General features: G+C 32.9%; 22 protein-coding genes. 12 read left to right on the top strand and 10 right to left on the bottom strand.

The window, feature by feature from the left end:
* The first annotated feature begins 456 nt into the window (after positions 1-456).
* The 12 genes from thrS (at position 457) to ACFFLS_RS03770 (ending at position 11344) form a co-directional block, all read left to right on the top strand.
* Complete coding sequence (gene thrS / locus ACFFLS_RS03825) at positions 457-2403, top strand: threonine--tRNA ligase (RefSeq protein ID WP_379683137.1); 1947 nt, start codon at positions 457-459, stop codon at positions 2401-2403.
* A gap of 22 nt (positions 2404-2425) precedes the next feature.
* Complete coding sequence (gene infC / locus ACFFLS_RS03820) at positions 2426-2974, top strand: translation initiation factor IF-3 (protein WP_379683392.1); 549 nt, start codon at positions 2426-2428, stop codon at positions 2972-2974.
* 99 nt (positions 2975-3073) lie between these two features.
* On the top strand, positions 3074-3271 hold the full coding sequence (gene rpmI, locus ACFFLS_RS03815) for a 50S ribosomal protein L35 (protein ID WP_008464950.1): 198 nt from the start codon (positions 3074-3076) through the stop codon (positions 3269-3271).
* A gap of 181 nt (positions 3272-3452) precedes the next feature.
* Positions 3453-3797, top strand: a complete 345-nt coding sequence (rplT, locus tag ACFFLS_RS03810; protein WP_379683138.1) for a 50S ribosomal protein L20 — start codon at positions 3453-3455, stop codon at positions 3795-3797.
* A gap of 105 nt (positions 3798-3902) precedes the next feature.
* Positions 3903-4712 (top strand): hypothetical protein, encoded by an 810-nt coding sequence (locus ACFFLS_RS03805; protein WP_379683139.1) that lies wholly within the window; start codon positions 3903-3905, stop codon positions 4710-4712.
* 20 nt (positions 4713-4732) lie between these two features.
* Positions 4733-5305 (top strand): Crp/Fnr family transcriptional regulator, encoded by a 573-nt coding sequence (locus ACFFLS_RS03800; protein WP_379683140.1) that lies wholly within the window; start codon positions 4733-4735, stop codon positions 5303-5305.
* 79 nt (positions 5306-5384) lie between these two features.
* Positions 5385-5819 (top strand): carboxymuconolactone decarboxylase family protein, encoded by a 435-nt coding sequence (locus ACFFLS_RS03795; protein ID WP_379689177.1) that lies wholly within the window; start codon positions 5385-5387, stop codon positions 5817-5819.
* 167 nt (positions 5820-5986) lie between these two features.
* Positions 5987-7708 (top strand): tetratricopeptide repeat-containing sensor histidine kinase, encoded by a 1722-nt coding sequence (locus ACFFLS_RS03790; RefSeq protein WP_379683141.1) that lies wholly within the window; start codon positions 5987-5989, stop codon positions 7706-7708.
* A 1-nt stretch (position 7709) separates the two neighbouring features.
* Positions 7710-9464, top strand: a complete 1755-nt coding sequence (locus ACFFLS_RS03785) for an ATP-binding protein (RefSeq protein WP_379683142.1) — start codon at positions 7710-7712, stop codon at positions 9462-9464.
* A 9-nt stretch (positions 9465-9473) separates the two neighbouring features.
* A complete protein-coding gene (locus ACFFLS_RS03780) occupies positions 9474-10142 on the top strand; it encodes a DNA-binding transcriptional response regulator (RefSeq protein ID WP_379683143.1) in 669 nt (222 codons plus the stop codon).
* Between the two features lie 138 nt (positions 10143-10280).
* Positions 10281-10448, top strand: a complete 168-nt coding sequence (locus tag ACFFLS_RS03775) for a hypothetical protein (RefSeq protein ID WP_379683144.1) — start codon at positions 10281-10283, stop codon at positions 10446-10448.
* A gap of 95 nt (positions 10449-10543) precedes the next feature.
* Positions 10544-11344 (top strand): endonuclease/exonuclease/phosphatase family protein, encoded by an 801-nt coding sequence (locus ACFFLS_RS03770; protein WP_379683145.1) that lies wholly within the window; start codon positions 10544-10546, stop codon positions 11342-11344.
* Here ACFFLS_RS03770 and ACFFLS_RS03765 read toward each other — a convergent pair.
* From ACFFLS_RS03765 to ACFFLS_RS03720, 10 genes are all read right to left on the bottom strand, one after another.
* Entirely contained in the window at positions 11341-12597 is a 1257-nt protein-coding gene (locus tag ACFFLS_RS03765) for an asparagine synthetase B (RefSeq protein WP_379683146.1), read from the bottom strand. The genes ACFFLS_RS03770 and ACFFLS_RS03765 overlap by 4 nt on opposite strands.
* Positions 12598-12936: 339 nt before the next feature.
* Positions 12937-13602 (bottom strand): response regulator, encoded by a 666-nt coding sequence (locus ACFFLS_RS03760; protein WP_379683147.1) that lies wholly within the window; start codon positions 13600-13602, stop codon positions 12937-12939.
* 113 nt (positions 13603-13715) lie between these two features.
* Positions 13716-14528, bottom strand: a complete 813-nt coding sequence (locus tag ACFFLS_RS03755; RefSeq protein ID WP_379683148.1) for a sensor histidine kinase — start codon at positions 14526-14528, stop codon at positions 13716-13718.
* A 106-nt stretch (positions 14529-14634) separates the two neighbouring features.
* A complete protein-coding gene (locus ACFFLS_RS03750; protein WP_379683149.1) occupies positions 14635-15378 on the bottom strand; it encodes a hypothetical protein in 744 nt (247 codons plus the stop codon).
* A 60-nt stretch (positions 15379-15438) separates the two neighbouring features.
* Positions 15439-15906: a hypothetical protein gene (locus tag ACFFLS_RS03745; RefSeq protein WP_379689175.1), complete on the bottom strand. Its 468-nt coding sequence runs from the start codon at positions 15904-15906 to the stop codon at positions 15439-15441.
* 165 nt (positions 15907-16071) lie between these two features.
* Positions 16072-16455 carry a hypothetical protein gene (locus ACFFLS_RS03740; protein ID WP_379683151.1) on the bottom strand — a complete coding sequence of 128 codons (384 nt, stop codon included), beginning with the start codon at positions 16453-16455 and terminating at the stop codon, positions 16072-16074.
* A 132-nt stretch (positions 16456-16587) separates the two neighbouring features.
* Complete coding sequence (gene dnaB, locus ACFFLS_RS03735; RefSeq protein WP_379683152.1) at positions 16588-18132, bottom strand: replicative DNA helicase; 1545 nt, start codon at positions 18130-18132, stop codon at positions 16588-16590.
* A 140-nt stretch (positions 18133-18272) separates the two neighbouring features.
* A complete protein-coding gene (locus ACFFLS_RS03730; RefSeq protein WP_379683153.1) occupies positions 18273-19226 on the bottom strand; it encodes an acetyl-CoA carboxylase carboxyltransferase subunit alpha in 954 nt (317 codons plus the stop codon).
* Between the two features lie 112 nt (positions 19227-19338).
* Complete coding sequence (locus tag ACFFLS_RS03725) at positions 19339-20229, bottom strand: DMT family transporter (RefSeq protein WP_379683154.1); 891 nt, start codon at positions 20227-20229, stop codon at positions 19339-19341.
* Positions 20216-21304, bottom strand: coding sequence for an LptF/LptG family permease (locus tag ACFFLS_RS03720; protein ID WP_379683155.1), 1089 nt, complete (start codon positions 21302-21304; stop codon positions 20216-20218). The genes ACFFLS_RS03725 and ACFFLS_RS03720 overlap by 14 nt, the downstream gene beginning before the upstream one ends.
* Positions 21305-21318: the final 14 nt, after the last annotated feature.

Below are 21318 nucleotides of genomic sequence, written 5' to 3'. Positions count from 1 at the left end.
AAGCTTCTCTCGAAAACGCCCCCCACTAGCCCCGATAGGAGCGGAAATCCTTTTGTGCCGGGGTTCGGCACAAAAGATTGAAGCGCATAGCGGGATCAAGCTCCTCAAAAAAATAAAGACAATCATTTTCAAATCTCATCTTAAAAGAGCCATCACTTAGCTCAACGCACATATCTATATATTATAGTATCCACAAACTGAATTATTCAGCTTTTCCTGAACTGCGCATAAGAAGCACTGCTGTATAATCTCTACTGAAAATCAAAATTTAAAATACATATATATTTATAAAAAACAAACCCGACTGGCTTTGGTAACCTGTCGGGTTATCGGAATGAAATCACTCATTATAATATAGTATGTTTAGGTTCTTACATAATAAAGCAATCTTATACATATTATATATTGTATGTATTTTTGTAATCATGTATATTTGCATTCACAAAATTATAAACAATGATCAAGATTACTTTACCCGATGGGTCAATTAGAGAGTTCGCTTCAGGCGTAACTCCAATGGAGGTCGCTAAAAACATTAGCGAAGGTTTTGCACGAAATGTTATTTCTGCATCTTTTAATGGTACAACTATTGAAACCGAAACTCCATTGACGACCGATGGTAATCTTATTTTATATACTTGGAATGATGCTGAAGGTAAAAAAGCTTTCTGGCATTCGACTTCGCACGTAATGGCACAAGCTCTTGAAGAATTGTACCCAGGAATTAAATTAACTCTTGGACCTGCAATTGCAAATGGTTTCTATTATGATGTTGATTTTGAAGATCAGAAAATTTCTGAAGCTGATTTCAAAAAGATCGAAGATCGTGTTCTTGAAATCTCTAGAGGAAAACATGAATTCAAAATGCGTCCGGTTAGCAAAGCTGATGCATTAGAAATGTATAAAGATAACGTTTACAAGACTGAATTGATTTCAAATCTTGAAGACGGAACTATCACTTTTTGTGACCACTCTACTTTTACTGATTTATGTCGTGGTGGACATATTCCTAATACTGGAATCATCAAAGCCATGAAAGTAATGAGTGTTGCCGGTGCTTACTGGAGAGGTGACGAGAAAAACAAACAGTTAACTCGTGTTTACGGAACTTCTTTCCCTAAACAAAAAGATTTAACTGAGTACCTTGAACTTCTTGAAGAAGCAAAACGCCGTGATCACCGTAAATTAGGAAAGGAATTAGAATTATTTGCTTTCTCACAAAAAGTCGGTCAAGGTTTACCGCTATGGTTACCAAAAGGTGCTGCACTTAGAGAACGTTTAGAGCAATTCTTAAAGAGAGCTCAAAAGAAAGCAGGTTACGAACAAGTTGTGAGTCCGCATATTGGACAAAAGGATCTTTATGTAACTTCTGGTCACTATGCTAAATATGGTGCCGACAGCTTCCAACCGATACACACTCCCGCAGAAGGTGAAGAGTTTTTATTGAAACCAATGAACTGTCCTCACCACTGTGAAATTTACAATGTAAGACCTTGGTCATATAAAGACTTACCAAAACGTTATGCGGAATTTGGTACTGTATATAGATACGAGCAATCTGGTGAATTGCATGGTTTAACTCGTGTTAGAGGATTTACTCAGGATGATGCACATATTTTCTGTACTCCAGAACAATTGGATGAAGAGTTTAAAAAAGTAATTGACCTTGTATTATATGTATTTGGTTCGTTAGGTTTTGAAAACTTTATAGCTCAGATTTCATTAAGAGATCAGGAAAACAGAGAAAAATACATTGGTACAGACGAAAACTGGGAGAAAGCTGAAAACGCGATTATCAATGCTGCAAGAGACAAAGGTCTTAACACAGTTGTTGAATACGGTGAAGCTGCATTTTACGGTCCGAAACTGGATTTTATGGTTAAAGATGCTTTAGGTAGACAATGGCAGTTAGGAACAATCCAAGTAGATTATAACTTACCAGAACGTTTTGACTTAACTTACAAAGGTGCCGATAACGAATTACATCGACCAGTTATGATTCACAGAGCTCCTTTTGGTTCTATGGAACGATTTATAGCTATTTTACTGGAACATACAGCTGGGAATTTCCCTCTTTGGCTAATGCCTGAGCAGGCTATAATCTTGTCTTTGAGCGAGAAATACGAAAAATATGCTAAAAAAGTTTTAGATTTGCTAGAAAATCACGAAATTCGCGCCCTAATTGACAACCGAAATGAAACAATCGGTAAGAAAATTAGAGATGCTGAAATTCAGAAAACGCCATTCATGCTCATTGTAGGTGAGGAAGAAGAGAAAAACAATACGATTTCTATTCGCCGCCACGGTCAGGAAGGAAAAGGAAATATCACAGTTTCAATTGATGAATTTGTCAGAATTGTAAACGAAGAAATAAATAAGACATTAAAAGTATTTACAGTTTAACTTAAATTAGAAAGTCATAGCAATAAGAAGCAACAGAGGTCAACAACCTCGAGTAGAAAAAAAAGATGCACACAGAATAAACAATCTTATTCGTGTGCCGGAAGTACGTCTTGTAGGCGAAAACATTGAACCTGGCGTTTTTAAAATAGCAGACGCACTACGTCTTGCTGACCAGCTTGAGTTAGATTTAGTAGAAATCTCTCCAAATGCTGAACCGCCAGTATGCAAAATAATGGACTACAAGAAATTTGTTTACGAACAAAAGAAACGTGATAAAGTTTTAAAAGCAAAATCGTCTCAAGTAGTTGTAAAAGAAATTAGATTTGGTCCTCAAACTGACGAACATGATTATGAATTTAAAAGAAAGAATGCTGAAAAGTTCCTTAAAGAGGGGTCTAAATTAAAAGCATTTGTTTTCTTTAAAGGACGTTCGATCATCTATAAAGACCAAGGACAGATTTTATTACTTCGTCTTGCACAAGATTTGGAAGAACACGGCAAAGTTGAAGCGATGCCTGTTTTGGAAGGAAAGAGAATGATTATGTTCATTGCTCCTAAGAAAAAGAAATAACGTTCTGTTTTTTAGCACCAGTGTTCAATAGCGAACCTGAAACTTTAAGATAAAACAAAATATTAAGTAAGTAAGAATTAAATTAAAACACTAGGAAAAATGCCTAAAATGAAAACAAAATCTAGCGCTAAGAAACGTTTTAAAGTTACTGGCTCTGGAAAAATTAAAAGAAAGCATGCTTTTAAAAGTCACATCTTGACTAAAAAATCTAAAAAACGTAAATTAGCTTTGACACACTCAGCGCTAGTTCACCAAACAGATATGAGAAGCATTAAACAACAATTAAGAATTATCTAATTATTGTAAAATGTAAAATGTATAATGTAAAATTGTCTTTGACATCGATACAATATACTGCAATACAATATACAACATAAAGGATTCTTTAGGTTAAAAAATATTTATATAACCTTGGAGTATGGCTTTCAAGTTCCTTTGATTCAATTCAGGACGCCTGCTACAAAAAAACATTAAAATTATGCCAAGATCGGTAAATTCAGTTGCTAAAAGAGCAAGAAGAAAAAAAATAATGAAGCAAGCCAAAGGTTTCTTTGGTAGACGTAAAAACGTTTGGACAGTTGCTAAGAACGCGGTAGAGAAAGCGATGTGCTATGCTTACCGTGACAGAAAACAGAATAAAAGAAATTTCCGTTCATTATGGATTCAACGTATCAACGCTGGAGCTAGATTAGAAGGAATGTCATATTCTCAATTCATTGGAAAAGTTAAAGCTAACGGAATCGAATTGAACCGTAAAGTTCTTGCAGATTTAGCTATGAACCACCCAGAAGCTTTCAAAGCTATTCTTAACAAAGTAAAATAAACGTTTTATAAACTCAATTTAAGATTACTTACTTATTATAGAAAAACCATTCGTTAATTCGAATGGTTTTTTGTTTTATTATCTTTCTAGCCAAAACTGTTAAAAATGAAGAAACTATTTGTCCCTTTATTTATAATACAAATACTTTTTGCGAAAGCTCAAGAGAAAAAATTCGACAAATATTCTATCAAGACCATAATTGGGCTAATTGATAAACGTGATGTAAACTGTATTTCCGAAATTGAACGAGCAAAAATTGATTTTAAAAAACAAGAAGTCCTCTACGAACTAATCCCCGAAGGACATCTTGACAGCGATTATAATAGGCATTATTCTCATTTAATAGATTTGCTAAAAGAAAAAGGAATTAACTTTTCAGAATCTCGTGATTTAGACCCATCTTGGATTTTAGATGATGAAACTAAATATCCATTACTATCAAATTGTTACTGCAAAGCATCTAATGAACTACTGAAGGAAAAATATGGGCAAAATTTCATTAAGAACATTACCAAAACTGCAGACAGTTTGTACGTAATGAGCAGAATAGAAATCCCTTTTGAATATCCATTTGGAGTAGATGACTATTGTTTGATATATCCAAAAGCCGGAGACTTTTTAGAGCAAAAGATTGAAATTCAAAAAGACTTTTTCTCTTCTTTTGTATTCCCAAAAAAATTCATTCAAAGCAGTGAAAAAAGAGATTTTTATGCAAAAACCAAATTCACAATTAATAGAGACAATTCAATATCTAACATTTCCATAGTTATTGAATTTAAAAATTCTAAAAATGAAGAGTTCGGCAAATTTATGAATGATCAAATCACTAAATTTATAAAACATGCAGATTGGCAAGCTGCTGTTAGTAATGGTATAAAAGTAAATACTAACTTTGCTATTAATTTTTACAATTAATTCATACAAATACTTAAACAATGCATAATGTACTTGTAAAACATATTCAAAAGTTTATTAATCTGGATTCTTCAGAAATTGATAGTATTGAATCACGTTTGACAATTTCTCAGATTAAAAGAAAAAATCATGTTTTAGAAGAAGGACAAATTTGCAATACTATGTATTTTATTGTAAAAGGCTGCATGAGACAATATATAATTAACGCTAAAGGAACGGAACAAACTCTTCAGTTTGGAGTAGAGAATTGGTGGATTACAGATTATTTGAGCTATCATAACCACACGCCATCTCATTTTTATATTCAAGCTGTAGAAACAACAGAAGTAATTGCTATCGACAAATCGGTTTTAGAATCATTGCTTGATGAAATTCCCAAACTGGAAAAATACTTTAGGATTGTTGCCCAGAAAGCTTTTGGCGCCGCGCAAATGCGAATTAAATTTTTGTTTACCATGTCAGCTGAGGAACGATATAATCACTTTAAAAATCAGCAACCCGATTTTGTACAAAGAGTTCCACAGTATATGCTTGCCTCCTATTTAGATTTTTCGGCAGAATTTATGAGCAAAATAAGAGCTGGAAAAGTCTGAAATGTATTTCTTGAAGTAGTTCAAGTTTTTAAGAGTATCGATTACTGACCTTTGTAATGAACTTTTAAAACATATAAAAATGAAATCAAGAATTGTTATTCCGCAGGCCGCTCCAGAAGCATACCAGGCCTTAATGAATTTAGAAAAATACATTGCAACCACTTCACTAACATCTACTCATAAAGAGCTTATTAAAATTCGTGCATCACAGATAAATGGCTGTGCATTCTGCATTAATATGCATACCGCAGATGCCCGCAAATATGGTGAAACAGAACAACGTATTTACCTTTTGAGCGCATGGCGAGAAGCCGACGTCTACACAGAAGAAGAAAAAGCAATTTTGGCTTTAACAGAAGAAGTTACCTTAATCAGCAATCATGTCTCTGATGAAGTTTATCAAAATGCTGCACGCCTATTTGACGACAAATATCTAGCTGAAATCATCCTAACCATTATTACCATAAATTCTTGGAACAGGATTGCCATCACAACGGGATTAAGAGCCGTTTAATTTATAAAGATAAATTTTACAAAATTTATTAGAAGAAAAGCTCTCTTAAACAGAGAGCTTTTTCTATTTAGTTGTAAATGAGCGATGGCATTTTTCAACAATCAAAATATTTTAAAATACTGTAATTATACTCTTTAACGGAAATTATATTTTTTTATTTTTGGTACATGATACCAAAAAGAATATATAAATACCACTATATAATCAGTTTTTTTGTCCTTTTTTTATCTTGCCAAAAGAACCAAAATTCAATTGTAAAAAAACCGAAGAATAATACCGAAGTCGAAAAACTTATTGCTGCTGCAGAATTCTTTACATATAAAAATGTCGACAGTGCATTTTATTACTACAACAAGGCCAAACTTATCTGCAATCCCTCCCAAAATATCGAAAATTATGTAACAGTCTTAAATAAAATGGCCGATTTACAGCTGGTTTTAGGAGATTACGCTGGAAGCGAAACGACAATCACAGAAGCAATTCCGTATCTAAAAGGCATAAAAAACCCTGTTCATTTATGGAATACTTACACCACGCTTGGGTCTACTTATTTATTTATGGGTGATTTGAACAATGCTTTTTTGTTTTATAATAAAGCTTTGGCATTAGAAACGAATGAACAAAAAAAACTAGTTGCAAAAAATAATATCGCCACTGTTTTGCGTCAACAAAAAAAATACGACGAAGCATTGCAAATTTTTTATACTTTATCAAACAAAAAAGAAGTAATCAAAAACCCGCTGTATCTTGCTACAACGCTTGATAATATTGGTATTTGTTATCTAAAAACTAAAAATCCTGAAGCGTTACAGTATTTAAACCAAGGTCTGAAAATCAGAAAAGAAATAAATGACAATTTAGGAACCGGAAATAGTTATCTTCATGTTGCTGAATATTACGACAAGGCTAAAAACCCGGAAATGGCTAGAAAGAACGCCATAGAAAGTTATAAAATGTTGACAAAATTACACAATGTTGACAATCGCTTAATGGCTTTAAAGCTCATAATTAAAAACAGTTCGCGCGATGATTTAAAAAAGTATTCTGTCCTTTATGTTAATTTGTCGGACAGTATTTTTGAAGTAAGACAAAAAGCAAAAAACCAGTTTGCCCGAATCAAATACGATTCTAAAAAAGAAAAAGAGGAAAATTTAAAACTAAAGACTCATAAAGCTGAAAACGAACTTAAATTAGAAAGACAAAAAAACAGAAATGTAATCTCGTATGTTGTAATTGCATTAACTTTATGCCTAGTTTTGATTCTATACTTCTATCTGACTTCTAAAGCAAATAGAGAAAAAATAGAAGCTGCTTACAATAGTGAAACCAGAATATCTAAAAAATTACACGATGAACTTGCCAATGATATTTACCATACAATGGCATTTGCAGAAAACAAAAATCTGGCACTTGCCGAAAACCGTGATCAATTATTGAACAATCTTGATGCTATATATTCCAGAACACGCGATATTTCTAAAGAGAATAGTATAATTATCACAAACGAAAATTACATTGTCTCGCTCAAAGAAATGATTTCGGGTTTCAGTACTTCTAAAATAAATTTAATTTTAAATGGTTTGGATACAATTCCGTGGCATCAGATTGACCGAAATAAAAAAATTACCGTTTACAGAGTACTTCAGGAGTTACTGGTCAATATGAGAAAATATAGCGAAGCGACACTCGTTGGAATCACTTTCAAAAAAACTGATAAAAATATTGTGATAAATTATACCGATAACGGAAAAGGAATTGATACCGACAAAATGATAATCAAAAACGGTCTCCACAATGTTGAAAGCAGAATAACGAAGATTAAAGGAAAGGTAAATCTTACTTCTTCTGTTAATCAAGGATTTAAAGTGTCTTTCAAATTTCCGTTGTAAGATGAAAAATGTAACTCAATTTTTTCAACCGAATTGTTTTTGTAAGCTATTTACAATCTTAGCTATTATCATTTTACTGCATTCTTGTGACAAAAAGAATAATTTCGTTTCAAACAAAAGCACTAATAAGCAAACAATAAAAAAGCTTACCGAAAAAGCAGATTCACTTTATTTTAAAGACCAATACGACAGCTCCTACTACTATTACAATAAAGCTCAACTGCTTTGTGACGTTTCTGTTGATTATGAAGAATATGCTTATCTCATTTCTTCTATGGCAGAAATACAATCGCTTTATGGCGATTATATTACTAGCGAAGCTTTATTGACAAAAACACTTCCGTATTTAAAAAAAATTAAAAAAGAGCAAACCGTTCGTAACATTTACAGTTTTATAGGCGATAATTATCATAATATGGATGATCTAGAAAACTCTATTCTTTATCATACTAAAGCCTTAAAAGTGTCTGGGAACTCATTTAAAAAATCACTTGTTTTAAATGACATTGCTGTTGCATACATTGAACAAAAAAAATACGAAGAAGCTGCCGAAATTCTCGAACCTTTGAGCCGAAGGAAAATTGTAAGCATCAGCCATCCTGAATTTTCAGATGAGAATTATGCTTATACATTGCTTAATCTGGGATATTGTTACTTTAATCTCAAAAAAGAGGGAGCACTGAATCTTTATCAAAAAAGTCTTCAGCTCAATCTAAAACATAATTTTAGTCTCGACTTAACTCAAAACTACATTTATCTTTCAAAATATTTCGAAAAAGAAAATCCTAAACTAGCTCGTGATTATGCATTAAAATCATATGAAAGAGCTTGTATTGATGTTTCTTCTTCCAACAAAACTCAGGCATTGGCTCAAATTATTAAAGTAAGCAACGGCAACGAGCTAAAGCGCTATACATTAAGCTACATAAAACTAATTGACAGCATTAGCGAAAGCAGACAAAAAACAAAAAACCAGTCTGCAAACATAAAATACAATTTTGCAAAAGATTTAGAAGAAAACCTAGAACTTAAATCACAGACAATCCAGAACCAAATTCTGTTGGAAAAACAAAAAAGCAGAAATATAGTCTCTTACATCACTATTGCATCTGTACTTTTATCGACCACTTTCCTGATTTTTTATTTAAGTTGGAGAAATAAAAAAGAAAAACAAGAAACGATTTATGAGAGCGAAATGCGTATTTCTCAAAAACTTAGTGCCACTCTCTCTGACGACGTTTACAATCTAGTGTCATTTTCTCAAAATACTGATTTAGAAAACGAACCTGACAAGGAAAAGTTATTGCAGATTTTAGACAATGTTTATCAGCGAACAAGAAAAATATCTAAAGAAAATAGCGTTATTTCAACCAATGAAAACTTCGAAACAGAATTAAAAGAAATGATTTCAGGGTTTAAAAATCCAAACCTGAATATTATTGTTAATGGGTTAAATGAAATTCCGTGGTCTAAGGTCGAAAAAAACAAGAAAATCACCATTTTCCGCATCATTCAGGAACTTTTAGGCCAAACCAAAACAGATAATCCTGCAACATTAACCAGTCTGGTTTTCAAAAATTCTACTCAGAATATTACGCTCATTTACACCGATAACAGAAATGGAATACAAAAAGAGAACTTTTTTTTAAGAAATGGACTCCAAAATGTGGAAAACCGTACAAAAACTATAAAAGGAAAACTTAATTTTGACACCAATGAAAGAGGTATCAAATTAAGTTTCACTTTTCCTTTATAAAATAAAAATATGTTTAAGAGAGTTTTAGTAGCAGAAGATTTAGACAGTATAAGCATTGCAGTTGTACAAGTGCTCGAGGAATTAAAAATTTCCATAATCGATCACGTAAAATATTGTGATGAAGCATTGCTTAAAATCAAGAAAGCACTTCAAGAAGGAGAACCTTATGATTTGCTTATCAGTGATTTATCTTTCAAAACAGATCATAGAAAAGTCAATTTAAGCAACGGAGAAGAGCTCATTGAAGCCGCTAATGCAGTACAACCTAATCTTAAAAAAATTGTTTTTTCAATTGAAGATAAAAGCTTTAGAATTAAAACACTTTTTAACGATTTCGGAGTTAATGCTTATGTCTCTAAAGGCAGAAACAGTATTACCGAATTAAAAAATGCGGTTGAAGCAGTTTATAGAAATGAAGAAAAAATACTTTCTTCAGATCTTGCTTTCAATTTTAATGATAAAACATTGATTGAAATAGAATCTTATGATATTTCTATTCTGAAATTGCTAGCACAAGGCTATATTTTAGAGAATATTTCTAAAGAATTTAAAGAACTTTCGATTGCTCCGAACGGAACCAGCAGTATCGAAAAGAGAATCAACAAACTAAAAATCTATTTTAAGGCAAACAACAATGTACATTTGATTGCAATTGCAAAAGATTTTGGTCTAGTTTAATTTATGCTTTTACGGATTCCCGTAAGGAAAAGCCTTTTTATAGCATTAAATTTGTAATCAACTATCAAGCTAACCATGAGACCACGGACCAAATTTAATATAATTGCGAAATTGAATACTATTCAAAATAAAATTATCATGAAAACAATGCTGTTATGCATCTTACTTTCAATGAGTTTTGCTTATGTCTCAGAAAAAACGGGCTGGTTAGAAATTGACTGGAAACTTGTTTTTATTCCTGCCCTGCTTGTTCTTCAAATTATTATTATCGGAACCGCTTTAAAAAACAGATATAAAAAACACTGATTAATTCTCAAACCTACGTTTTTTATAAAATTGATTGCCGTTAAATTTAGGGCTGGAAATTGAAATTCTTATATTTGATTTCTTTAATAATCTAAATGAAAAACCTACTAAGTTCCCTCTTCCTTTTAATTTATTTTATTTCATTTTCACAGACAAAAGTCGTGTCTTGGAATATTGAAAATCTTGGAAAATCTAAAAGCCCAGCTGTCTTAAACTTTATTGCAGAAACCGTTTTTAGCTATGATATCGTTGTTATTCAAGAAGTTGTTGCAGGTCCTGGAGGTGCACAAAGCGTTGCAAAACTTGCTTCCATATTAAACAATAAAGGATCTAAATGGGATTATATTATCAGTGATCCTACCACAAGCAGCAGTTACAAACGCGAACGTTATGCTTATATCTGGAAAACCAATAAAGCAAAACTAAAAGAAAAGTGGCTGGAAAAAAAACTCAACTTAGAGATTGACAGAGAGCCTTATTATGCGACTTTTGAAATCAACAAAAAAAGCATTACTCTTGCCAATTTTCATGCAATCACCAAAAGCAGACAACCTGAAACAGAAATAAAGTATTTTAAGTTTTTGCCTGAGCAATATCCACAACATAATCTTGTCTTCTTAGGAGATTTTAATTGCCCAGAAACTCACACTGTCTTTAATCCGCTTAAAAAAATGGGATTCTCTGCTCTTTTGAAAGGTCAAAAAACAACATTAAAACAAAAATGTAGAAACAATGTATGTCTGGCTTCAGAATTTGACAACGTTTTTTACAAAGCCGACCGCTTAAACATAAAGAGTTCTGGCGTGATTTTGTTTTACAACAAATTCAATTCACTGCAAGAAGCAAGAAAAATTTCTGATCACATTCCAGTTTGGTTTGAGTTCACTCTGAATTAGGTTTTTAGTTTCTTCTTTTTCGCCGCCGGAAACAAAACATTGTTCAAAATCAGTCGGTAACCTGGAGAATTTGGATGCAGATCTAAAACTGTCGGCGGATCACCAACTTGATGCTGAAAATCTTCTGGATCATGACCTCCAAAAAAAGTAAACATTCCTTTTCCTTTTTCGCCATGAATGTATCTTGCCTCACCATTGAGTTCGCAAGTCCCCATAACCAGCACATTAGATTTTACTAGAGAAGCGTCAAAAGATGTAGTTTGCCCCATAAAACCTTTTACAAGCTGTGTATGATTCTGACAAAGCATACTCGGAATTGGATCCCATTTTGCAGAAAATTCCATTAAAGTAAAATAATCTTTTTCCATCGGAATACGACGTTTCATCGTCATATCAATATTTGAAAACTCATAGACTTCTGGTTTTCTTTCTAAAGTAAAATTTTTAAAAGCAAAAGAATTTCCATAATTCAGTTTAGACTGATAATTTGATTCACTTGGATCTCCGTCAAACATTGCTTCGCAGATATCTACTCCATCTGCTGCAAGTGCAATATCAAAACTATCTGTAGCAGAACACATTGCAAACATAAATCCTCCTCCAATTACAAAATCTCTAATTTTTTTGGCAACGGCACCTTTTTCTTTAGAAACTTTATCATAACCGAGTTTTGCTGCCAAAGCTTCAGAATCTCTCTTTTGATCGATGTACCAAGGAGTAGTTTTGTAAGCAGCATAAAATTTTCCGTATTGTCCAGTAAAATCTTCATGATGCAGGTGTAGCCAATCGTAAAGCAATAATTGGTCGCTTAAAACTTCTTCATCATAAATTGGAGTAAAAGGAATCTCTGCATAGGTAAGAACCAGAGTTACAGCATCATCCCAAGGTTGTTTCCCTTTTGGAGTATAAACGGCAATTTTAGGAGCTTTTTCTAAAATTACCGATTCCATATTTTGAGAAGGACTCGAAATTTCGTTTAAAATAGACGCTTCTTCTCCATCTGAGATAATTTCAAAACTTACGCCTCTAATTTTACATTCTTTTCTTATTTCATCAGCGTCTGGCAGCAAAAAGGAACCTCCACGATAGTTAAGCAACCAACTTGCTTTGTAGTCGCGGCTCAAGCACCAATAGGTTATTCCGTAAGCTTTTAGGTGATTCTGCTGTGTTGTTTCGTCCATCGGAAGCAGTATAAAAGAAGCTTTTGCAGAAAACGACAACAGTAATAAGATAAAATATAAACCCTTTTTCATTCAAAAAATCATTTTAGTAAAGATAGGAAGAACTCTTAAAAACCATAAGGTTCTTGACAAGTTTTACAAAAGAAACCAATATAGAAGAAATATCTTAAGAATATTTTAATTTTAACAAATAAACACGTAAAAACACGCATTCTAAAAATAGAAATTCTAGTTACTTTTGCTTTTTTAGCCCTTCAAATCAATTCAGAAAAATCAAAAGTATGAGGTTTAACAACAGTAATAATAAAAAAAAAGAATTAAATATACTTCAGAAAATAGGTTTATGTGTTTTAGTACTCACAATAATCTTTTATTATGTTTTGTCTATACAATTTCTAGCTTCATAAAAAACTAAAGCGTTAAAACAGCAATTTCATTTTGTATTGCATAAACTACAAGGCCTGCAATATTTCTAGATTCGGTTTTTAAAAGTAAATTGTTCCTGTGTCCCTCAACTGTTCTTGGACTTAAGAAAAGATGCTCGGCAATTTCTGCTGTTGTTTTTTGCTGACAGATGAGCTGTAGAATTTCTACTTCACGAGATGAAAGGAAATTGGTTTCTAAACCACCTCTTGAATTTTTAGGAGAAACAATGGTTTCCTGAATCGTTTTTAAAACATTTTCGTTGTAATAAAATCCCTTTTGGGCGACTTCATTTATGGTTTTAATAAGATCTTTGGGCGTGGTATTTTTAATTAAATAAGCAACTGCTCCGACCTGTATCATATTTGCAATAAAAGATTTCGTATCGTAACTGGTAAGTGCAATAATCTTTATATCGGGAAAACTTTTACGGATTATTTTTGTTGCTTCAACGCCATTTAAAATAGGCATTTTCAAATCCATGATAATAATATCTGGTTTTGTTTCTTTCTGGTTTAGTTGCAAAATCAGTTCTTCTCCATTTGATGCTTCAAAAAGTATCTCAATGTTTTCTTCTCTCTGCAACAAAAAAGCTATTCCTTTCCGAAATAAAACTTCATCATCGACTAAAGCGATTTTTACAGCGTTACTCATTCTAATTTGGTTTTGGTCGTTTATTTATGCCGAAATTACAAAATATGAAGGAAATAAATTAACGAAAACCGTGTTATTATAGAAAATATACGATAATTTAACTATTTAAACAACTAAAACCTAAAATCAACTTTTATTCCTTTTCCTATTTCCGATTTAAAATCTATAGTTCCGTTTAAAAAAGAAATCCGGCTGTCAATATTTTTCATACCAAGTCCTTTCTGATTGTCAAGATTATTACTGTCAAAACCGATTCCGTTATCCACATAATGACAGGTATTGACACCATTATTATTTTTGAAGGCAATCCAGATTTCGGTTGCTTTTCCGTGTCGGAGCGAATTATTCATCAATTCTTGTAAAATCCTAAAAATATGCAAATGACGATCAAGGTCTTTTTCATCAAAATCTATTTCGTTTGTATAATAAGTTTTTACCTTTTTACTGCTTTCAAACTCTTCACATAATTCTTCTACTCCTGCATTCAATCCAAATTTTTCAAAAACTGGCGGTAATAAATTATGTGCAATTTTCCTAGAATTCTCTAACGCTTTAGTTGTAAGATTGATAATATTTTCGGTAATTTCTAGCGTTTCACTTTCTGTTAAACCACTAGTGGTAAGCAGATGGCTATTTAATGAAACAATATTAAGTTTAGAACTAATATCGTCATGCAAATCTTGTGCGATTCGTTTGCGTTCTTCTTCTTGAGTAATAATGATTGCGTGAAGTTGCTCTTTTTGATATTGCAAAATCAAATCTTTCTTTTCCAGTTCTTTCTGAATGATTTTTTTTCTCGAAAAATAAAAGAATACTATCAAACTAATAGCCACAATCATTAAGAAAAGGGATGTATATAAAATTATTGCTACAATTTCTTTCTCTGGAACCGAATTAATATTTAAAGCAATACTGGATTTTATCATATGTATAAATATCAAATTAGACATTTAATCAAATATAGTTTTTTATATAAAAATCTCTACCAAAATTGTTTGATAGAGATTTAAAAATGCTTTTTAATACAGTATCTTAAAAGGGAGGACTAGGTCTTGACCCGTCATAAACGATATCAACCCCTCCAGCAGTTTTTCCTGTTAAAGAAGAACCTTGAATACTGTTGTTTTTGTCCAATCCGATTAAATAAGTAGTCACTTTCCCTTCAGGATTAAGCCCTAAGAAAACTCCAACATTTTGAGTAGAAGCTTTTTCTAGCAAATCTTTAATGATTTCTACTTCTAAAGTATAGTAATGAAATCTGTCGTTTTCGTATGAAGTAACTTCATCAAGATCTGAAACTGTTTTGAGTTTGTTTTTCCATGATGTAATTCCGTCATAAGCTACAGATGGATTCATAATGTGCGCATTCAAAAGCGCAGAACTCTTTTTGGTAACAGAAGCTGAAGTGTTTAACGAACTCAGCTGAGCATCCAAATTAGGGTCTTTTAAAATTTTTGAATCAACAGCAGCCAATTCATTTCCGTCTTTATCAACTCCGGAGATATGAAGCTGAATTGTATTTTCATCATAACCTAAAACAAAGCGCACAAACGCTACATCCTGATCTGCTGCCAGCGTTTTAAGCTCAGCCGATGAAAATAAATAGGCCGAAACCTGTTGTTGTGAAGTTGCAAATTTAGCATTCAAATCGGCATCCAGCCAGTTCTCCTGCTCGGTTCTTGTTGCTGTAGAAGCATTCTCCTGAGAGTTGTCTTTTTGGCAAGAAAATGCAAAAAGCGCTACAGCAATGGTAATTAATAACTTTTTTTGGTTCATTATTTAAATATTAAGGGTTAATAAAAACTTGACTAAAAAAAATAATGAAGAGCGTTTTTTTTAAGATGAAAAACTTTTTTTCCATTCAAACAAAACAAAAAACTGATTTACCATAACAAAAAAGGCATTTAACGTCCAGGTTATTAATTTCAATTCTTCGCTCAAACCTAAAGTCAGATTTCCTACCAAAAATAATATCGTACTTGCCAACAGATAAATGACCAATCCTACGGTAATGTAGTAGAATTTTTTTTCATCGGTTAACATATTGTACAAATACAGCAAGGCAAAGAAAACCACTAATAATGAGGTTATTGTGATTTCGAATAAATTAAACTTAAAAAACAATTCTGGTTGCAGAACATATTGTATTGCCAAAATAAATATGCCCGTCAATAACGAAATCTGTATGATTTTTTTTTGTGCTTTATTTTGAAAAAGCTCTTTGTAAAAAAGACCTAAAAGCATAAACTGACCAATAAAATAGAGATGAACGAGTGATAGATTGTTTATATTAAAAAATACCATTACCTCCATAGTAAACTGGACAATGACCAATAGGAAAAGATAACAAACGTAAATTCTAAAAGCTTTTCCGAATTTAGAAAAGCCTTTAGAAAATAATATAAAATTGATTATTAATAGAAAATAACCGAAATAAGTAAAAAAAAGATATAACATTAATCTTTTTATTTACATCGGACTTTCAGGATCACCGTTTGGAGGACACGGACGTGTAGCATCGTAGACAACACCGCCATCGTTACTTTTTGCTTCTGCTCCTGCTCCCGTTCCTTCAAAAAATACATCTCTGTAAATACCCGTTTTAGGATCCAGTTTAGTGCCTACAAACATTAGAATCTGTTCGCCAGCATTGTTGATACCTTTGTAAGCACGAACAGCATCAATGTCTTGTTCTAAAACTAATTTTAAAGTAGCAAGCGGAATTAAATAAGCATTGACTTTGCCATTTCCTTCTTCGTCTTCTTTAGGAGCATCGCGATATTTTTTTGCCCATACGATACCTTCACTCAAAGGAATTTCCACACTTCCTAAATTTTGTAAATCTTTACTCATAGAATTTAATTGTTTTTGGTTAATGTTAAAAAAAATGTTTGTACTTGGTTTCGCTAAACTACTGAATTTTCTTAAAGAATTAACATTTTTTCATAAAAAAAGCCTTTCCGAAGAAAGGCTTTTTTAAATATGTTAAAACGGTACATCACTGTCGTCATCATCGTCATTGAGATTGCTTCCGAAAGCCTCATTTGCCGATGGTAAATTCTTTGTAATAAAGGGATTATCATCATGATTCATTTTAGATGGAAGATCATCGTATCCTCCGGTAAACTCCTCAAGGTTGTCAAACTTACCTAAATGTCCAAGAAACTTCAGACGAATATTTTCTAAACCACCGTTACGGTGCTTGGCTATAATAAACTCTGCCTGCCCCGCTGTAGAAGAAGCTTCATCATCATCCCATTCCTCAATTTTATAATATTCCGGACGATAGATAAACGATACAATATCGGCATCCTGCTCAATCGCACCAGATTCACGAAGATCCGAAAGCAGTGGTCGCTTGCTTGATCCACGGGTCTCAACAGCACGAGATAACTGAGAAAGTGCAATAACCGGAACGTTTAGCTCTTTTGCTAATGCTTTTAAGTTTCGAGAAATAGTCGAGATTTCTTGCTCACGATTTCCGCCTCCTTTACCATTACCTCCCGCAGTCATTAACTGCAAGTAGTCAATAATAATCAATTTAATTCCGTGTTGCGATGCCAAACGACGACATTTTGCACGTAAGTCGAAAATAGAAAGCGAAGGCGTATCATCGATAAATAATGGCGCCTTTTCTAAATCTTTCACTTTAGTACTCAGCTGTTCCCATTCGTGTTTTTCTAATTTTCCTGTTCTTAGTTTTTCTGAAGACAATCCTGTTTCAGAAGAAATAAGCCTCGTAATTAACTGAACTGATGCCATCTCCAGAGAGAAAACCGCTACGGCATGTCCAAACTGAATTGCAACATTTCGCGCCATCGAAAGTACGAAAGCTGTTTTACCCATACCCGGACGAGCCGCGATAATGATCAAATCCGAAGGCTGCCATCCTGAAGTTACTTCGTCTAACTTTTCGAATCCAGTAGCAATACCACTCAGACCTTCTTTTCCTGCAATCTCTTCAATACGTTTTTTTGCTTGAAGGACCAAACTCTGTGCAGTTTCAGAACTACGTTTGATATTTCCTTGCGTTACCTCATATAATTTAGATTCGGCTTTATCCAGCAAATCGAATACATCTGTTGTTTCATCATATGATTCTTCAATAATTTCAGACGAAATTCGAATCAAACTTCTTTGGATAAATTTTTGAAGAATAATACGCGAGTGGAATTCGATGTGCGCAGAAGATGCGATTTTCTGCGTCAGCTGAATTAAATAAAAATCTCCTCCAGCTAAATCGAGTTTTCCATTTTTCTTAAGCTGCGTCGAAACCGTCAATAAATCGATAGGTTGCGTTTCTGTAAAAAGCTGTAAAATTGCTTCGAAAATATGTTTGTGAGCATCTTTGTAAAAAGCATCCGGCTGTAAAATATCAATCACATCGTCTACCCCTTTTTTATCAATCATCATCGCACCAAGTACAGCCTCTTCCAAATCAATTACTTGCGGAGGAAGTTTACCTTTTTCTAAATTAATAATGGTGGTTTTGTCGACCTTAATCGGGCTTAAGTTTTTGAAATTTTCCATATAGCGAAAGTAGCAAAATTTAAAAAAAATCTGCTATCGAGTTATAACTAATACAGTGTTTATAAATAAGTTTTTTTGTTGATAACCAAAAAAAAATCCGAAACCGCAAGGCTTCGGATTTTTCATTCATTTTGATGAATTTATTCTTTATACTCGCCCATATTACTGTATTTGTCCATTCTTTGGGCAATCAGCTCGGCTGTTGATAAGTCTTTTAATTCATTGTATCCTTTAGTGATGTATTCTGCAACCGTTTTAAAAGTTGTTTCGCGGTCGTAGTGCGCTCCTCCTAGTGGTTCAGGAATTACATCATCAACTAATTTTTGTTTTTTCATGTCAGAAGAAGTCAATTTTAAAGCTTCAGCCGCACGTTCTTTATACTCCCAGCTTTTCCATAAAATAGAAGAGCAAGACTCTGGAGAAATTACAGAATACCAAGTGTTTTCTAACATAAAAACTCGGTCTCCAACACCAATTCCTAAAGCTCCACCAGAAGCGCCTTCACCTACAATAATTGTGATAATTGGCACTTGAAGACGAACCATTTCAAAAATATTTCTAGCAATCGCTTCTCCCTGTCCTCTTTCTTCAGCTTCAAGTCCTGGATATGCACCCGGAGTATCTACTAAAGTCAAAACCGGAATTCCGAATTTCTCTGCCATTTTCATCAAACGTAAAGCTTTACGGTATCCTTCAGGATTTGCCATACCAAAATTACGGTATTGACGTGTTTTTGTATTAAACCCTTTTTGCTGTCCGATAATCATAAACGATTGTCCGTTTATTTTACCAAGACCACCAACCATTGCTTTATCATCTTTAAATCCTCTGTCTCCATGAAGCTCTAAAAAAGTTTCGCCACAAATAGCTTTGATATAGTCTAAAGTATAAGGTCTATTTGGATGTCTTGACAATTGTACACGCTGCCAAGCCGTAAGGTTTTTGTATATATCTTTCTTAGTTTCTTCTAATTTCTTGTTGATTTCCTTGCAGGTTGGCGTTACATCAACGTCAGATTCTTTTCCAATTATAACACACTTTTCTAACTGTTCTTCAAGTTCTTTAATTGGAAGCTCAAAATCTAAATATTCCATGGATTTTTGAATTTTGTTTGTAAATCGAACCGCAAATATAAAAATATTATATCATTGGCGAAGTTAATTGTTATTTAAAGTATAAAAATGCAATTTAAAAATAAGGAAACTATTACAAGTTTTCCTTCTTGTTCTGATAATGCTTAAAAACACCATTCAGTATCACTGTTATGATAATTATAACCGCTCCAATATAAAATTCAACACTCATTTTTTCTTTTCCGCCCAAAATAAAATAAGCCAATATAATTCCGTAAACAGGCTCTAGATTTGTTGTTAACATCACGGTATAAGGCGTTAAGCGTTTCATCACTTTTACCGATGTTGTAAAAGCATAAGCAGTACAAATAGAAGACAAAACTAGCAGTAAAACCCAGTTATTTAAAGACATTGTAAAGAAATCTGCTGTGAATTTTCCTTGAAATAAAAAATAAATCGAAATGAAGAAAACTCCTGCGCCAAACTCATAAAAAGTAATTACCGAAGGCTCATGATCCGAAATCAATTTGCCATTCATCAAGGTAAACAAGACTCCTAAAATGATTGCTGCCAAAGCATAATAAACTCCCGTTAGATATTTCATTTCTACTTGAAGAATCAACGCCAAACCTGCAATAATTATGAGGCCAAAAAAAACTTCGTACCATAAAATTTTTCGTCCGTAAAACAACGGTTCTAATAAGGATGCGAAAAAAGCTCCCAGCGAAAATATGGAAAGCGTAATTGAAACATTGGAAACGTGAATAGCCTTGAAAAAGAAAATCCAGTGCAATGCGATTAACAATCCGACAAAAATCAGCTTAAAAAGTTCTTTTATAGGAACCTGAAAAGATTGTTTTTTAAAAGCAATAAAAGCTCCTAAAAAAACCATGGCAATAAGCATTCTAAACCAAACCAGATTATAGGCGTCAATAGTTATTAAAGCCCCTAAAATGGCTGTAAACCCCCAAATAAAAACAATTAAATGAAGGTTTAAATAGCTCTTTAAATTATCGTTTCGCATTACGTAATAAATAAACCGCTAAGATTCCAAAAACTATATTTGGGAACCAAACCGCTATTAAAGGTGAAAATGTAGATTTTTCGGCTAGTGTACCGAATATTTTATCAAAGAATACGAATGAAAACGCAATTGCAATTCCGATTGCAAGATTCATTCCCATTCCGCCTCGTCTTTTCATAGAAGAAACTGACACTGCAATAATCGTTAGAATAAAAGCCGAAACTGGTACGCTGTACTTTTTATAAAGAACCACCAGATAAGTATTGATATTTCCAGAACCTCTTTTTCTTTCTTTTTCGATAAAATCGATTAATTTTCCTAAAGTCAATGTTTCTGCGATGTAAACAACAGGAGTCAAATCGGCAAGCTCAAATTTAAAAGCTACGTTTTTCTCCGGTACTTTTTCGATTACATCATTAAGTTCTCCAACTGTTCTTTTTGTATAATCATATAAAACGTAAATTTTCTTTTTTGGATCCCATTTTATACGGCTTGCCGTGATTTTATAGGTCATTTTTTCTTTTTCGAAATGCTCTAAAGTAAAATTAAAAGCAGTTTTTGATTCTTCATTAAAACTATTTACAAAAATAAAATCGTGGTCGTTAATTTGTCTGTAAACATTGGTATTTTCACCTCGCATGAGCTCTTTACCGTTACCTTTCAGATAAGTGTATCTAAAATTATTATAACCTTCACTGGCTGCTGGAACAATAAAAAATCCCATTAGCAGAACAAAAAGCGATACAATCGTAGCACCTATAATATAAGGACGCAAGAAACGAGTAAATGAAATACCAGAACTCAAAATCGCGATAATCTCGGTGTTATTAGCCAGTTTTGAAGTAAACCAGATTACCGAAAGAAACAAGAATATCGGAAAAAGAGAATTAATGAAATAAATCGTGAAATTGTAATAATAAAAAGCAATATCCGGAAACGGAATCTTGTTTTCGAGCATTTTATTTACCTTTTCAGAAACGTCAATTACGATTCCGATGGGAGCAAACAAAAGCAACATTACAGAGAAAGTCCCCAGGTATCTCTTTAGGATGTATTTATCTATTATTGAAAGCATAGATTTTTTTGTTT

The organism is Flavobacterium procerum (assembly GCF_042431625.1).
In the GTDB taxonomy this organism is placed as follows: Bacteria; Bacteroidota; Bacteroidia; order Flavobacteriales; family Flavobacteriaceae; genus Flavobacterium; species Flavobacterium procerum.
The sequence above is the reverse complement of the archived record's forward strand: the minus strand, read 5'-3'. Positions and strand labels throughout refer to the sequence as shown.

What these genes read in the sequence shown, in the direction of transcription:
- thrS (WP_379683137.1), top strand. Translation starts at nt 457, where the DNA reads ATGATCAAGATTACTTTACCCGATGGGTCAATTAGAGAGTTCGCTTCA.
- rpmI (WP_008464950.1), top strand. Translation starts at nt 3,074, where the DNA reads ATGCCTAAAATGAAAACAAAATCTAGCGCTAAGAAACGTTTTAAAGTT.
- rplT (WP_379683138.1), top strand. Translation starts at nt 3,453, where the DNA reads ATGCCAAGATCGGTAAATTCAGTTGCTAAAAGAGCAAGAAGAAAAAAA.
- ACFFLS_RS03805 (WP_379683139.1), top strand. Translation starts at nt 3,903, where the DNA reads ATGAAGAAACTATTTGTCCCTTTATTTATAATACAAATACTTTTTGCG.
- ACFFLS_RS03800 (WP_379683140.1), top strand. Translation starts at nt 4,733, where the DNA reads ATGCATAATGTACTTGTAAAACATATTCAAAAGTTTATTAATCTGGAT.
- ACFFLS_RS03795 (WP_379689177.1), top strand. Translation starts at nt 5,385, where the DNA reads ATGAAATCAAGAATTGTTATTCCGCAGGCCGCTCCAGAAGCATACCAG.
- ACFFLS_RS03790 (WP_379683141.1), top strand. Translation starts at nt 5,987, where the DNA reads ATGATACCAAAAAGAATATATAAATACCACTATATAATCAGTTTTTTT.
- ACFFLS_RS03785 (WP_379683142.1), top strand. Translation starts at nt 7,710, where the DNA reads ATGAAAAATGTAACTCAATTTTTTCAACCGAATTGTTTTTGTAAGCTA.
- ACFFLS_RS03780 (WP_379683143.1), top strand. Translation starts at nt 9,474, where the DNA reads ATGTTTAAGAGAGTTTTAGTAGCAGAAGATTTAGACAGTATAAGCATT.
- ACFFLS_RS03775 (WP_379683144.1), top strand. Translation starts at nt 10,281, where the DNA reads ATGAAAACAATGCTGTTATGCATCTTACTTTCAATGAGTTTTGCTTAT.
- ACFFLS_RS03770 (WP_379683145.1), top strand. Translation starts at nt 10,544, where the DNA reads ATGAAAAACCTACTAAGTTCCCTCTTCCTTTTAATTTATTTTATTTCA.
- ACFFLS_RS03765 (WP_379683146.1), bottom strand. Translation starts at nt 12,597, where the DNA reads ATGAAAAAGGGTTTATATTTTATCTTATTACTGTTGTCGTTTTCTGCA.
- ACFFLS_RS03760 (WP_379683147.1), bottom strand. Translation starts at nt 13,602, where the DNA reads ATGAGTAACGCTGTAAAAATCGCTTTAGTCGATGATGAAGTTTTATTT.
- ACFFLS_RS03755 (WP_379683148.1), bottom strand. Translation starts at nt 14,528, where the DNA reads ATGATAAAATCCAGTATTGCTTTAAATATTAATTCGGTTCCAGAGAAA.
- ACFFLS_RS03750 (WP_379683149.1), bottom strand. Translation starts at nt 15,378, where the DNA reads ATGAACCAAAAAAAGTTATTAATTACCATTGCTGTAGCGCTTTTTGCA.
- ACFFLS_RS03745 (WP_379689175.1), bottom strand. Translation starts at nt 15,906, where the DNA reads ATGGTATTTTTTAATATAAACAATCTATCACTCGTTCATCTCTATTTT.
- ACFFLS_RS03740 (WP_379683151.1), bottom strand. Translation starts at nt 16,455, where the DNA reads ATGAGTAAAGATTTACAAAATTTAGGAAGTGTGGAAATTCCTTTGAGT.
- dnaB (WP_379683152.1), bottom strand. Translation starts at nt 18,132, where the DNA reads ATGGAAAATTTCAAAAACTTAAGCCCGATTAAGGTCGACAAAACCACC.
- ACFFLS_RS03730 (WP_379683153.1), bottom strand. Translation starts at nt 19,226, where the DNA reads ATGGAATATTTAGATTTTGAGCTTCCAATTAAAGAACTTGAAGAACAG.
- ACFFLS_RS03725 (WP_379683154.1), bottom strand. Translation starts at nt 20,229, where the DNA reads ATGCGAAACGATAATTTAAAGAGCTATTTAAACCTTCATTTAATTGTT.
- ACFFLS_RS03720 (WP_379683155.1), bottom strand. Translation starts at nt 21,304, where the DNA reads ATGCTTTCAATAATAGATAAATACATCCTAAAGAGATACCTGGGGACT.